General features: G+C 62.9%; 15 protein-coding genes and 1 tRNA gene. 8 read left to right on the forward strand and 8 right to left on the reverse strand.

Annotation, left to right across the window (positions count from 1 at the left end):
* Positions 1-39 precede the first annotated feature (39 nt).
* Complete coding sequence (locus C479_RS03170) at positions 40-585, forward strand: hypothetical protein (protein WP_007697685.1); 546 nt, start codon at positions 40-42, stop codon at positions 583-585.
* 23 nt (positions 586-608) lie between these two features.
* Here the strand turns inward: C479_RS03170 and C479_RS03175 are convergent, their stop codons facing one another.
* The 3 genes from C479_RS03175 to C479_RS03185 form a co-directional block, all read right to left on the reverse strand.
* The gene (locus C479_RS03175) at positions 609-1,493 is read right to left on the reverse strand and encodes a hypothetical protein (RefSeq protein ID WP_007697687.1); all 885 of its coding nucleotides are present in this window, start codon (positions 1,491-1,493) and stop codon (positions 609-611) included.
* Positions 1,494-1,987: 494 nt separating this feature from the next.
* Positions 1,988-2,062: transfer RNA gene (locus tag C479_RS03180), tRNA-Met, on the reverse strand.
* Between the two features lie 223 nt (positions 2,063-2,285).
* The gene (locus C479_RS03185) at positions 2,286-2,540 is read right to left on the reverse strand and encodes an HAH_0734 family protein (protein WP_007697691.1); all 255 of its coding nucleotides are present in this window, start codon (positions 2,538-2,540) and stop codon (positions 2,286-2,288) included.
* A 136-nt stretch (positions 2,541-2,676) separates the two neighbouring features.
* Between C479_RS03185 and C479_RS03190 the strand changes: the two genes are divergently transcribed.
* Genes C479_RS03190 through C479_RS03205 form a run of 5 tightly spaced genes read left to right on the forward strand, consistent with a single transcriptional unit; the run spans position 2,677 to position 4,909 of the window.
* Positions 2,677-2,961, forward strand: a complete 285-nt coding sequence (locus C479_RS03190) for a 50S ribosomal protein L44e (protein WP_007697694.1) — start codon at positions 2,677-2,679, stop codon at positions 2,959-2,961.
* A 5-nt stretch (positions 2,962-2,966) separates the two neighbouring features.
* Positions 2,967-3,140, forward strand: coding sequence for a 30S ribosomal protein S27e (locus C479_RS03195; RefSeq protein ID WP_007697697.1), 174 nt, complete (start codon positions 2,967-2,969; stop codon positions 3,138-3,140).
* Positions 3,137-3,937, forward strand: coding sequence for a translation initiation factor IF-2 subunit alpha (locus tag C479_RS03200; RefSeq protein ID WP_007697702.1), 801 nt, complete (start codon positions 3,137-3,139; stop codon positions 3,935-3,937). The genes C479_RS03195 and C479_RS03200 overlap by 4 nt, the downstream gene beginning before the upstream one ends.
* 24 nt (positions 3,938-3,961) lie before the next feature.
* The gene (locus tag C479_RS15725) at positions 3,962-4,138 is read left to right on the forward strand and encodes an RNA-protein complex protein Nop10 (protein WP_007697705.1); all 177 of its coding nucleotides are present in this window, start codon (positions 3,962-3,964) and stop codon (positions 4,136-4,138) included.
* 3 nt (positions 4,139-4,141) lie between these two features.
* On the forward strand, positions 4,142-4,909 hold the full coding sequence (locus C479_RS03205; protein ID WP_007697709.1) for a proteasome assembly chaperone family protein: 768 nt from the start codon (positions 4,142-4,144) through the stop codon (positions 4,907-4,909).
* Between the two features lie 48 nt (positions 4,910-4,957).
* Here C479_RS03205 and C479_RS03210 read toward each other — a convergent pair whose 3' ends face one another.
* The 3 genes from C479_RS03210 to C479_RS03220 form a co-directional block, all read right to left on the reverse strand.
* Entirely contained in the window at positions 4,958-5,737 is a 780-nt protein-coding gene (locus C479_RS03210) for a DUF7839 domain-containing protein (protein ID WP_007697711.1), read from the reverse strand.
* A 106-nt stretch (positions 5,738-5,843) separates the two neighbouring features.
* Positions 5,844-6,296 (reverse strand): MaoC family dehydratase, encoded by a 453-nt coding sequence (locus C479_RS03215; RefSeq protein WP_007697713.1) that lies wholly within the window; start codon positions 6,294-6,296, stop codon positions 5,844-5,846.
* A 51-nt stretch (positions 6,297-6,347) separates the two neighbouring features.
* A complete protein-coding gene (locus tag C479_RS03220; RefSeq protein ID WP_007697717.1) occupies positions 6,348-8,246 on the reverse strand; it encodes a CocE/NonD family hydrolase in 1,899 nt (632 codons plus the stop codon).
* 284 nt (positions 8,247-8,530) lie between these two features.
* Between C479_RS03220 and C479_RS03225 the strand changes: the two genes are divergently transcribed.
* Both C479_RS03225 and C479_RS03230 read left to right on the forward strand, forming a co-directional pair.
* Positions 8,531-9,388, forward strand: coding sequence for an HpcH/HpaI aldolase/citrate lyase family protein (locus C479_RS03225; protein WP_007697720.1), 858 nt, complete (start codon positions 8,531-8,533; stop codon positions 9,386-9,388).
* Between the two features lie 139 nt (positions 9,389-9,527).
* Positions 9,528-10,772: a Glu/Leu/Phe/Val family dehydrogenase gene (locus tag C479_RS03230; protein ID WP_049907028.1), complete on the forward strand. Its 1,245-nt coding sequence runs from the start codon at positions 9,528-9,530 to the stop codon at positions 10,770-10,772.
* 15 nt (positions 10,773-10,787) lie between these two features.
* Here the strand turns inward: C479_RS03230 and C479_RS03235 are convergent, their stop codons facing one another.
* Complete coding sequence (locus C479_RS03235) at positions 10,788-11,009, reverse strand: hypothetical protein (protein WP_007697726.1); 222 nt, start codon at positions 11,007-11,009, stop codon at positions 10,788-10,790.
* A 109-nt stretch (positions 11,010-11,118) separates the two neighbouring features.
* Positions 11,119-12,261, reverse strand: a complete 1,143-nt coding sequence (locus tag C479_RS03240) for an acyl-CoA dehydrogenase family protein (RefSeq protein ID WP_007697729.1) — start codon at positions 12,259-12,261, stop codon at positions 11,119-11,121.
* Positions 12,262-12,453: the final 192 nt, after the last annotated feature.

Consider the following 12,453-nt stretch of genomic DNA (forward strand, 5'->3'; position numbering starts at 1 on the left):
TCACAACGGTTTTGTTCACTGGCTCTCTCCCTCCTAGCGATGCGTCGTATCTATGAGTCGAACGCGCTCGAGCGGGAAACGGGCCCGTTCACACCTAACGAGCGCTCCGACAGTGACAAAGGGCCAAGCGTTCCCGATGATGACGATGCTGGCTTCCTCGGAACGCTCATCCCAAATTCCATCAGTACGCGTGCCATTGCGATCGACATTTCGACGCCAAAGGAGGTCTATACCGTTGGCGAACCCATCCATTTCAGTGTCGAGGTGTACAATCGGATGCCGTTCGGCGTCTCCATCCAGACGCCGACACCGTTACTGTGGAAATGGGAGGTGGACGACTACCCAAACGCCGCACACGCCGATCTCGACGATCCGCCCGCAGACACGAGTCAACACACCTTCTCGGGCGATGGACGGAAGCGGTTCGACAAACGCTGGCTACAGCGCTTCCAACGCTCGAAGTCCGAGTGGGAACGAGCCGAGCCGGGGACCTACACGCTTCGAGCACGAGTGAACGTCCCAGGGTCAGAACGCGCTTACCACTCGAGCGAAACGGACGTCGAAATCGTCGAAGAGAACAACTGACCGAAAAATCCGTTTCAAAGGCGCTACGGAATGAATCCCTTTTTCGCCGTCCCCTCGTCAACATCCTCCGGATCCATTTCTACAAAGTGCGAGTCACACGACTGACACCGGTAGGTGACAACCTCGAACTCTCGACAGCAAGAGGTGGCCGTCTCCTCGTCGAACGAAACCGAGCCACCACAGGTGGGGCAGGTTTCCCAGAGCGATCGGATCGACCTGAGCAGTCTGGCGCGCTGTTCCACGGGGACGTCCAGCCAGTCGTCGCGGCTCTCCTGTAACACCTCGTGGACGGCGACGTCGACGATGAATGCTGCTTCGGAGGGCCACTGCCGGACCCGTCGGCGGGTCTCAATCGCGGGATAGTCGTATTCGGGGACGGAGACCTCATCGGGCGTTACGTCGTACATCTCCGCGATGAATTCGACATCGACAACTCCGTCGAACGCCGCTGCGTGTTCCTCGGCGCTCTCTTTGAACGAGGGAGTCAACGTACGTCCGTCGTCAGTTGTCTCGACGACCTCAGCATCTTGCAGGTACCGTTCCGGATCAACGCTGTGTTCCTTCCGGTACTGGATCTTCCGTACCGCATCCTCAAGCGGGTTCCCACCACCGTCAGTCAGGACGGGCGGTTCGTGTTCGAACCGTGCGAGGACGGAATCCGGAAGGTATCGCTTCGTCAACGTCGGCGTTCCGGGAACGAGATACCCCCGGAAGTAGATTACCGCGAGCGCGAGACCGAACGTAGCCACGCCAAGCACCGGCACAGCCGTCCCGACGGCGAACCCGAAAAGGACAGCCAAACCGACGTTGACACCGGTACACGGTGGACAGCGGTTTCTCCCGGTATAGTCGGGATCCTTGAGCGACGAGATGCCGGAGTGAATCGTCGACAGTGCTGACTTGATCATCGAATCCCCGTAAGCACGCGGACGTAAAATATGACGTGGTTTCCCAATTGCTATCTGGTCACACAGGTGTGGCAAGAGAGACCTGACGACAGAGAACGTGAACCTCGTACGACCGTTGCTGCTCACGAAATCGCTCTCACAACGAAGCAGCGGGGGTAGATTTGAACTACCCCCGAGAACCTGCTCGCTTCGCTCGCAGAACCTCGATGTCGTTCAAACTACCACGTCTGAATCGGGCTGCTCGCGAATTGCTCGTAGTCAAGACGTAGCGGGAGGTAGATTTGAACCACGGTCGTTTCGCTCACTTCGTTCGCTACACTCCCTGATTCAAATCTACTCGTCGAAAGAGTGTCGCTCGCGAATTTGCCCGCGACAAAACATAGCGGGAGGTAGATTTGAACCATGGTCGTTTCGCGCACTTCGTTCGCTACACTCCCTGATTCAAATCTACTCGTCGAAAGAGTGTCGCTCGCGAATTTGCTCGCGACAAAACATAGCGGGAGGTAGATTTGAACTACCGATCTGCGGGTTATGAGCCCGCCGGAATCTCCTGGCTATCCCATCCCGCTGACTCATGCTACCCGAGAACGACAGTTAAGGGTTGTGATTCGGGTGCCGTATGTGGGTTTGTGTCTCGATCGCTCCGCGTGTACGGACGGGCCGTCATAAAAATGGAGCGGGGCTGTTCGAGAAAGTACTAGCAGATACTCACGGTGAATTACACAGCGCCTCGATGACTGCTCACACCCAGCAAAGAAAAAGACGCGATCGTTGGCGGAAGAGAACGACGAGTCAGGCCGCAGCTTCGACGACCGTAACCTCGTCGGCGTCGTAGTGTTCGACGTCCAGAAAGTGCGGAATGTACGATCTCAGTTCGTACGCCTCGCGTTCGTCTTCGGTCCCGACAGTACACCAGAGCTGGACGCGGTCGGGGCCGTGCCACTCACCCATGCGGTTGATCCCGAAACAGACCACCTCCTCGCCGTCGATCGAGAGCACGGCGTCCTTCCTGATCTCGGGGTCGCCGTGGATGATGAGTTGCTTCATAGTCGCTCCGTCACAGTGACAAACCGTAAGCGCTTCGGAGTGACGGAGCATCGGTCCCCCGATGCCGTCGCGAGTCGCACGGCGAACCAAACGGGTTTTAAGCGGGGGTGTCCAACTGCCGGTAAGTGAGACCGCTATGCAGATGCCACGCAGATTCAACACCTATTGCCCGCACTGCAACGAACACCACGAACACGAAGTCGAGAAGGTCCGGACCGGCCGCTCGACGGGAATGAAGAAGGTCGCCGACAGACAACGCCGTCGCCAGACCTCAACGATCGGGAACTCCGGGAAGTTCTCGAAGGTCCCCAGTGGGAACAAACCCACGAAGAAAACCGACCTCAAGTACCGCTGTGGCGAGTGCGGCAAGGCCCACCTCCGTGAGGGATGGCGCGCCGGCCGGCTCGAGTTCCAGGAGTGATTTAGATGGCAGGAACATTTTACCGCGTCCGATGTGAGGATTGTGAGAACGAACAGATCGTCTTCGGCAAGGCCTCGACCGACGTCGCCTGCGCCGTCTGCGGAACGACGCTCGCCCGGCCGACCGGGGGCAAGGCCTCGATCGACCACGAGATCGTCGAACCAGTCGAGTCACGATGAAGTACAGCGGCTGGCCCGAATCGGGAGAGCTCGTCGTCGGCAAGATCGACGAGATCGAAGATTTCGGCGTGTTCGTCGACCTGCAGGAGTACGAGGACAAGCGTGGCCTCGCTCACATCTCCGAGGTCGCGAGCGGCTGGATCAAGAACGTCCGCGACCACGTCAGCGAAGGCCAGATCGCCGTCTGTAAGGTACTCGATGTCGACAAGGACGCCCAGCAAATCGACCTCTCGATCAAGGACGTCAACGACCATCAGCGTTCCGAGAAGATCCAGGAGTGGAAGAACGAACAGAAGGCAGATAACTGGATGGAACTCGCCTTCGGTGAGGACATCGACGGCGACGCCTACACCGCCATCGCGAACGGCCTCCTGTCGGTCCACCCAACGCTCTACGAGGCGTTCAAGGAGTCGGCGATTCACGGTACCGAGGCGCTCGACGGCAGTGGGCTGGACGACGACGATATCGAAGCGATCGTCGACACCGCACGCGAGAACGTCTCCGTCCCCTACGTCAACGTCACCGGCTACGTCGATCTCGAGAACCCAACCGCCTCGGGCGTCGACGGCGTCAAATCGGCGCTTTCCGCCGGCGAAGGAAACGGCGAGGTGCCGGACGAGGTCGACCTCGACGTCACCTACGTCGGTGCGCCCGAATACCGGATTCAGGTCCAGGCGCCCAACTACAAGACCGCCGAAGCGGAACTCGAGGCGAGCGCCCAGCGAGCGATCACCGCCATCGAGAACGAAGGCGGCACCGGATCGTTCCACCGAGAGCGCCACACCGACGACGAATAACCCCCGAAATCGCACGTTTTACCCGTGAAATCCGACATCCGTATCTGTCCTCGGTCGACGCACGATCGGCCAGTCTACTCGCTGACAGAGACGTGTCCCGAATGCGGCGCCGAGACTGTCAACTCCGCCCCAGCACCCTTTTCCCCCGACGATCCATCCGGCGAGTACCGACGCGCACTTAAGCGGCGCCACCGGTCGTAGGGTATGGACGAACTCGATATCGACGTCGTCGCAGACGTCGAACTCGACGACCCGGTACTGATCGAAGGGCTACCCGGCGTCGGCCACGTCGGATCCCTGGTCGCCGAACACCTGCTCGAAGAGTTCGAAGCCGAATCGACACTCGTCCGTCGCATCTACTCCACGGCGTTTCCGCCGCAGGTGTCCGTCGAAGACGGTGTCGCCTCCCTTACCTGCACCGAGGTCTACGCCGTCACGGAAACTGGCGGTGAGGATCTGCTCGTGTTCACCGGTGACCACCAGGCACAACACGGCGATGGACACTACATGCTCGCCGAAGCGTTTCTCGATGTCGCCGAGTCGTTCGACGTGAGCCAGTGTTACGCCCTCGGCGGCGTTCCGACCGGCGAACTCATCGAATCGTACGACGTCATCGGTGCGGTCACGGACGAGTCGATGATCGACGACCTCGAAGACGCCGGCGTCGAGTTTCGCGAGGACGAACCCGCCGGCGGCATCGTCGGCGTCTCCGGGCTGCTTCTCGGATTGGGTGTCCGCCGAGGGGTCGATGCGGCGTGTCTGATGGGGGAGACGAGCGGCTACCTCGTCGATCCGAAGAGTGCAAGAGCCGTCCTGTCGGTGCTCGAAACCCGCCTCGGATTCGACGTCGAGTACGACTCGCTCGACGAGCGTGCCGAGGAGATGGAAGCCGTCATGGGCAAGATTCGGGAAATGGAGTCACAGGCGTCGATGGACGTCCCGAGCGACGACGACCTGCGATACATCGGCTAATCGAGCAAAGAACCACTGATACTCCGACGCACCGAGTCGTTCGCCACCCTACGCTTCTTTCACTTCGTACGGGACGTCGCCATCACGAAGTTCGTCGGTGACACGACCGACCACGTCCGTCGTCGCCGCCACGATCACGTCGAGGCCGCGCTCTGCCCCCGCACTCGCGACCGAGCCGGCACCGACGGAGACGGCAGGTTCGACCCCGATCGATTCCAGTGCGACCACAGCCTCGACACCGCTGGCGACGACGAGATCCGCGGCTTCGATGGTAGTCTCCCTCGACGAGAGATCGGCCGCCCCAGCGCCGCCAGCGCGGACAGGCGGGATCTGGAAGACTGTCACCGTGCCGGGTTCGAGATCGATGACACCCTCCCACTCGGCGACGCCGACGTCGCCACCGGCAGGGGCGTCGGTCGTCGCGACGGCAGTCGCGTCGCCGTCGTCGGTCGGCGTTGCGTGGATGTAGCCCTCACGCATCGTGAGGGAGACGGTCTCACCTTCTGTGACGTCGTCGGTTGCGATCGCCGCCGCTTCGTTCATCGCCCCGAGAAGATCCTCGGTGACGTGGTCGGCGAATCGGCGGACGTCTTCTGCCGTCCGGAAGAGCCAGTCGACGCCTTCGTTCGTCACGCGATAGCGCGATCGCGCTTCCTTCTCGACGAAGCCCTCGTCGACGAGTTCACGGATGTACTCGCTGACGGCCTGGCTCGTCACACCCACCTCGTCGGCGATCTCGCTCTGGCTCACCGCCGGCTGGCGCTCGGCGATCTCGACGAGGATGCGAAGGCGGGTGGCGACCCGTTTGTTGTCGAGGACGTCGACCATACCAGCCCATGCGGGGGGAGACGCAAAAAGATCGGTGATCCACTGGAGAGGCGTAGATTCGACGGGAAGGCGGTCAGTCGAGTCGACGAATCCGTCTCGCCCGGGATCACTCGGTCGGGCACTTGCGCGAGAGGACCGTCCGATCGAACTCGCAGACGACCTCGTCGTCCTGATTGGAGACGGTGACGTGCATCGTAACGACGCCGCGCTCACCGTCGGACGTCTCTCGCTTGTCGGTCACCGTCGACGAGACGGAGATCGTATCGCCGTGGAACACCGGCTTCGGATGCTCGACGTTGTCGTAGGAGAGGTTCGCGACGATCGTCCCGTCGGTGGTCTCCGGAATCGTGATGCCGACCGCGAGCGCCATCGTGTAGAGGCCGTTGACGAGTCGCTCGCCGAAGTTCGTCTCGGCGGCGAACTCGGCGTCTAAGTGCAGCGGTTGCTGATTCATCGTCATATCGCAAAATTGCTGGTTGTCACTCTCCGAGATCGTTCGACGACGCTCGTGTTCGATCGTCTCGCCCACCTCGAATTCTTCGTAGTACAGGCCTGGCATACGTGATCGATCGTTTCCGCCGGGGCAAAAACGAATCGAAGCGCCGTCGCGTCAGTTTCCGTTCGCCTCGCGGAACGCATCACGACCGCCGACGACCGGGAGTTCGAACGTCGACCAGCCCGGGATAAGCTGGAGTTCCGGCTGGTGTGACGGCCGCCGCGTGAAGTCGTAGTCACTCGATCGGACGACGAGCCCGAGTCGGTGGTCGGGCTCGAAGACGTGGTCGACGGCCTGCATCGGGAAGGTGACGGACTGGCCCGGCAGTTTGGCCGAGATGCGTTCGGATTCGTACAGCGAGTCCGCGTTCGTGGCGTTCATCCAGCCGCGGGAGACGATGTGTGCCTCGTCCGACGGGTCGTACTCGACGAGCACGACGGTGACGAGTGCGGCGGGCTCGTCGGACGCGAGTGCGAGGCGTGGTTCGATCGTTCCCGAGACGTGGACGGCCGATTGCAACGGCTCGGTTCGATACACCACAGCGTACGGCGAGTCGAACGTCTCGACGAGGGACGTGGTCGGCACCGACGGGTCGTCGACGAACGACTCCGGTTCGGGGTCGCCGATCGTCGGCTGAACGGTCAACATTCCCGGCCCGTCAGCGATCGAGAGCGGTGTGACGTCGACGCGTTCGACGGCCTGGTGTGGCCAGGCGTCGTAAGTGTCGAGCCCCCCGGCTGACCGCTCGACCGTCGCGGTCGGAATGTCGTCGATCGCATCGCCCTGTTCGTGGAGCCAGTGCGTGAGCCAGACGTTCAGCGTGTCGATCCAGGGCTCCGGATGATGCTGGATCGGATCGGCGTGGGCCGCCTGCATGAGCCACATCCGGTGGGAGTGCTCGCCGTCGCCGGCTGTCAGTGCGTCGTACCAGCGAGCGACGTTTCGCGTCTTGACGTTTGTGTCGTCGAGGCCGTGGACCGCGAAGACGGCCGCCTCGACGTCGTCGACATCGTGGACGTAGTCGCGTTCGTCCCAGAAGTCGTTCCTGTTCCCCGTCAGGCGCTCTTGCCCGTCGACGAGGTCCTGTCTACTGGCGTCACAGACGGACGGATTCGAGCGCGTGATGATCGCGTCGAAGAGCGAGTCGGTGTCCATCGCCGACCCCGCCCCCGGGCCGGTGGCAATGACAGCGCCGTTCGAGCGGTAGTAGTCGTACCAGCTCGAAATCGCCGCAATCGGCACGATCGTCTCGAGGCCGTCGACACCCGTGGCGGCGACGCCGTTCGGAAGTGTGCCGTTGTAGGAGACCCCGAGCATGCCAGTCGCACCACCCGTCCAGGTCGCCTCGACGGGTGAGCCGCCGACACGTGAGTCGTAGGCGGTCGCCCGCCCGTTGAACCAATCGACGACCGTCTCGATGCCCTCGATCTCGGTCGGACCGCCGATCGACGGACAGCCCGTCGACCGTTCCGTTCCGATCGACGCCGCGTAGGCCCAGGCGAATCCCTTGGGGAGAAACTCGGTCTCGTACGCACTCGGTCCGATGGTGTCGGCCGCGGTGCCAGTGAACTCGAGTAGGTCGTCTTCCGAGGTGATAACCGGGTCACCCGTCCCCGCGCTCGCTCTCGCGTCCGACTCCGGCGGGACGTAGAGCTCCTCGTCCATCCGGTGTGACGAGCCCCGGTTCAGCCCGCCGTAGTACGGACTCGGCTGCACGACGACCGGCAGTTGATTGTCCGGTCCCGTGTCCGCCGGGCGAGCAACTTCGACGTGTACCCGATCCGGTGAGCCGGACCCATCCGTATCGAGATTCGTCTCGACCCAGACATCCTCGCGAATCACGTTCGCGTCGGCGAAGACTGGCTGGGCACGTCCGTTCCGGATCGTGACCTCACGCTGTCGACCGTCTCCGCGCGCGGCGGCGGGCGTCGCCACGAATGCCGTTCCGGCAACCCCGGCTGCCCTGAGCACGCGACGCCGTGACGTCTGCGATCGATCGACCCCGTCACTCATGCAGCATCACCGTCGACTCCAGCTTCGGCCACGTCTCGTGTCGGCTGTTGCATACTGCAATCAGACGCCCGCCCTTCCAATAAATATATCTTCAAACACAATCTATAAAATGTATTATTGTTGCCGTAGTATTATACCCAGATTACAGGGTTCCAGATAGTGAAGGTAGTGTTGACAGAACCACGGCGACGAATCACGAAGAGCGTCCAAGGCGCCGACAACCGACCAGACGAGTCGACGGAGGAATCCACACGTTCAACAAGACGCCTGGCTAACGAGTAGCCATGGTTCGACGTTCGATCATGTTCACCCCGGGAGACCGTCCTGAAATGCTGCGCAAGGCGCCCGACGCGGGCGCCGACGTGATCGTCTTCGATCTCGAGGACGCGGTCGCCCCGACCCGGAAAGCCGAGGCGCGCGACGCGATTACAGCCGTCCTCGACGACCCGTCGTTCGACCCCGACGCCGAGGTGTGCGTCCGGGTGAACAGCACACAGACGGCGTGGCAGGCAGATCTTGAGGCCCTTCTCGGTGGGGACGCCGACATACCGGATTCCATCATGGTTCCCAAGGCCGACTCGTCGGCAACGCTTCGCTCGATCGCGGAAGCGATTCCGGAGTACGGCGAGTCGCTCCCGGTGCTCGCGCTGCTCGAAAGCGCACGGGGCATCCTCAACGCGGCCGAAATTGCCGGGGTCGAGACCGTCGACGCACTGGTATTCGGGTCGGAAGACCTCGCGGCCGACCTGGGCGCGACGACGACCCCGTCGCTCTCGGAAGTCACGTACGCCCGCCAGCGTGTGGTCCTCGCCGCTGCAGCCCACCGGACAGACGCCATCGACACGATGGTGACCGACTTTTCCGACAAAGCGCAACTGATCGCGTCGGCGGAAACAGCCGTTCAGTACGGCTTCGACGGGAAATTGGCCATCCACCCGTCGCAGGTCGACCCCATCAACGAGGCGTTCACCCCTGACGAGGCCCAACGGGAGTGGGCGCGAGCCGTTCTCGACGCGAAAGCCGAGGCCGAGGCGGCGGGACGCGGGGTGTTCGAGGTCGACGGCGAAATGATCGACGCGCCGCTGATCGCGAAGGCAGAGCGTATCGCCGACCAGTCGAAAGCAGCCGGAGTCTGGGACTGAGTTTACAGTCAGACGCCGACGATCGGCTGTTCGACGACAGCCGCCTAAATCCGCTCCTGATCGGTCGAGCCGCGTTCGGTGACTGTGCAAGAATTACGCCGTTGCTTCGTTTGATACTCGTTGGCACAGTAGTGCGAGTATGAGCCCGACCACGCCGTACGAGAACTTCCGATCCCAGCTACGGAGCGCTATGGCCCACATCGAGATCGACGACGGGTTGTTCGATCGGCTGTCGCACCCGGAGCGCGTCCTCGAGACGAACCTGACGATCGAGCGCGACGACGGCACCCTGGACCAGTTCAAGGCCTACCGCTCGCAGTTCAACGGCGACCGCGGCCCGTACAAGGGCGGGATCAGATACCACCCGGATATCGATCGCGACGAGGTGATCGCGCTCTCGGGCTGGATGACCTACAAGTGCGCAATCGTCGACATCCCGTTCGGCGGCGGAAAAGGTGGGATCGAGCTCGACCCGGCCGACTACTCGACGGCCGAGCTCGAACGCCTGACGCGAGCGTTCGCGACGGAACTGCGCCCGCTCGTCGGTGAAGATCGAGACGTCCCGGCACCGGACGTCAACACCGGCCCGCGCGAGATGAACTGGTTCAAAGACACCTACGAGACGCTCGAAAACACGACCGCACCCGGCGTCGTCACCGGCAAAGCGATCGAGAGCGGCGGCAGCGCCGGCCGGGTTGCGGCGACCGGGCGCTCGACGGTGCTGGCCGCGCGCGAGGCATTTTCCCACCTCGGTCGATCGCTCGCCGACGCGACCGTCGCAGTGCAGGGCTACGGTAACGCTGGCTGGATTGCGGCCCGGCTACTCGACGAACGCGGCGCGACCGTCGTGGCCGTGAGCGACTCCGACGGGGCGGTCGTCGACCGCGACGGTCTCGATCCGGTCGACGTAAAACGGCACAAAGACGAGACTGGAAGCGTCGTCAATTACCCTGGTGCAGACACGCGAACGAACGAGGACCTGCTCACTCTCGACGTCGATCTCCTGATCCCCGCCGGGCTCGAAAACGCCATCGACGCGGACCTGGCCGGCGACGTCGCGGCCGACGTGGTTTCCGAGGCGGCGAACGGACCGACCACGCCGGCGGCCGACGACGTGCTGATCGAAAACGACGTCTTCGTCGTCCCGGACATTCTCGCCAACGCGGGCGGCGTCGTCGTTTCGTACTACGAGTGGGTCCAGAACCGACAGCGCGTCTCCTGGAGCGAATCGCGCGTGAACGAAGCCCTCGAAACGCACGTTGTCGACGCCTTCGACGAGCTCACCGCGACGATGGCGGAGTACGATCTCGACGATCCGCGGACGGCCGCGTACATCGTCGCGCTCGAACGCGTCGCCACCGCGGCCGAACAACGCGGGTGGTGATGCTACGACGACGGGCTAGCCGACAGAAAATACGAGGATCGCCACACCGATCACGACGAGTGTCGCACCGGCCCAGGGCGTCGTCCGAACCATATCGTCGACGAAGTCGTCGTCACGATTGGCAGCGATGTCGGGCCCGTGCGTGCGCTGGAGGTCGATAGCCGTCTCGGGCCGAACGATGGCAAATGCCCCCACGAGCACACTGAAGACGCCGAGCATCGTCAGCAGCCAGTTCATATAGCAGGTGTCCGTGCGTCGGTGAAAAAGGCCATCGATCACCACCGAACGACCGATAATCAGCACCCAGTCCCGTTTCTCACACGGGCCGCGAGCGTCAATCGGGTTCCTACAGGCCGAGTTCCCGGCCGATGACGAGGTGCTGGATCTCGCTCGTCCCCTCGCCGATCTCCATGAGCTTGGCGTCGCGGTAGAACCGTTGTGGGGCGAAGTCGGTGGTGTAGCCGTAGCCGCCGAGTACCTGCACGGCTTGCTCTGCGACCTCGCGGGCGGCTTCGGACGCGTCGAGTTTCGCCAGCGCGGACGCCTTGGTGACCGGCTGGCCCTCATCGTAGCGGCGCGCAGCCTTGTGAGTCAGCAAACGGGCACGCTCGGTCTTTCGGTACATGTCGACTAACTTGTCGCGAATCGCGTCGAAGTCGCTGATCGGCTGGCCGAACTGTTCGCGCTGGCCGGCGTACTCCGTCGCATGTTCGTACGCGCCCTGCGCGAGACCGGTCGAGAGGGCGGCGATGGAGATCCGGCCGCCGTCTAACGTCTTCTTCGTCTGGTCCCAGCCGGCGCCCTCCTCTCCGAGCAAACGGTTCTCCGGGACGCGAACGGAGTCGAGTGAGAGCTCGCAGGTCGGCGAGGCGTTCAGCCCCATCTTGTCCCAGACGGTGGTCACCTCGAATCCATCGTCCGCCTCGGGGTCGACGATAAACGTCGAGATTCCGTCGTAGCCGGCGCCGGGGTCGGTGACCGCCTTGACGAGGACGGAGCCGGCCTCGGAGGCGTTCGTGATGAACTGCTTCGTGCCGTCGATAACCCACTCGTCGCCGTCCTTCTCGGCGGTGGTGTTCATGTCGGAGGCGTCGGAGCCACTTCCCGGCTCGGTCAGCGCCCAGCCGCCGAGGTACTCGCCCTCCGCGAGCGGACGGAGCCAGCGTTCTTTCTGTTCGGCGGTACCGAAGAGTTCGAGCGGCTTGGAGGCCAGCGAGGTGTGTGCGACGTAGGAGAGTCCCACCGAGCCCGAGACGCGGCCGAGTTCCTCCGCGACGACGGCGTACATGAGCGTGTCGCCGCCGAGCCCGCCGTACTCGTCGGTGATCGGCACGCCCATCACGTCCAGATCCGCCAGCTGGTCGAAGATTTCGGCGGGGAAGCGGTGTTCGTCCTCGATCTCCTGGGCGATCGGTTCGAGTTCGTCAGCACAGAAGTCCCGCACCGTCTTGCGGATCATCCGGTGCTCCTCGGGGAGCTCGAAGTTCATATTGCAACAATTGCCGACCCCTGAGATAAACGCTCCGAACGCGGCTGGTCGTTGTATCGAAGACGAGTCAGGTTCAACACGTACCGACCGCGACCGAGGTGACATCCTCGCCCGCCCCCAGGGGGCGGGTATCCTCGCTAGCGCAAGATGAACCGGGGGAACGGGTCAGCTGGAGGGCTCCACACGCCCTCA

Source organism: Halovivax asiaticus JCM 14624 (assembly GCF_000337515.1).
GTDB classification, from domain to species: Archaea; Halobacteriota; Halobacteria; order Halobacteriales; family Natrialbaceae; genus Halovivax; species Halovivax asiaticus.

Excerpts from the sequence above, each read along its gene's own strand:
- C479_RS03170 (WP_007697685.1), top strand. The coding sequence starts at position 40 with ATGCGTCGTATCTATGAGTCGAACGCGCTCGAGCGGGAAACGGGCCCG.
- C479_RS03175 (WP_007697687.1), bottom strand. The coding sequence starts at position 1,493 with ATGATCAAGTCAGCACTGTCGACGATTCACTCCGGCATCTCGTCGCTC.
- C479_RS03185 (WP_007697691.1), bottom strand. The coding sequence starts at position 2,540 with ATGAAGCAACTCATCATCCACGGCGACCCCGAGATCAGGAAGGACGCC.
- C479_RS03190 (WP_007697694.1), top strand. The coding sequence starts at position 2,677 with ATGCAGATGCCACGCAGATTCAACACCTATTGCCCGCACTGCAACGAA.
- C479_RS03195 (WP_007697697.1), top strand. The coding sequence starts at position 2,967 with ATGGCAGGAACATTTTACCGCGTCCGATGTGAGGATTGTGAGAACGAA.
- C479_RS03200 (WP_007697702.1), top strand. The coding sequence starts at position 3,137 with ATGAAGTACAGCGGCTGGCCCGAATCGGGAGAGCTCGTCGTCGGCAAG.
- C479_RS03205 (WP_007697709.1), top strand. The coding sequence starts at position 4,142 with ATGGACGAACTCGATATCGACGTCGTCGCAGACGTCGAACTCGACGAC.
- C479_RS03210 (WP_007697711.1), bottom strand. The coding sequence starts at position 5,737 with ATGGTCGACGTCCTCGACAACAAACGGGTCGCCACCCGCCTTCGCATC.
- C479_RS03215 (WP_007697713.1), bottom strand. The coding sequence starts at position 6,296 with ATGCCAGGCCTGTACTACGAAGAATTCGAGGTGGGCGAGACGATCGAA.
- C479_RS03220 (WP_007697717.1), bottom strand. The coding sequence starts at position 8,246 with ATGAGTGACGGGGTCGATCGATCGCAGACGTCACGGCGTCGCGTGCTC.
- C479_RS03225 (WP_007697720.1), top strand. The coding sequence starts at position 8,531 with ATGGTTCGACGTTCGATCATGTTCACCCCGGGAGACCGTCCTGAAATG.
- C479_RS03230 (WP_049907028.1), top strand. The coding sequence starts at position 9,528 with ATGAGCCCGACCACGCCGTACGAGAACTTCCGATCCCAGCTACGGAGC.
- C479_RS03235 (WP_007697726.1), bottom strand. The coding sequence starts at position 11,009 with ATGAACTGGCTGCTGACGATGCTCGGCGTCTTCAGTGTGCTCGTGGGG.
- C479_RS03240 (WP_007697729.1), bottom strand. The coding sequence starts at position 12,261 with ATGAACTTCGAGCTCCCCGAGGAGCACCGGATGATCCGCAAGACGGTG.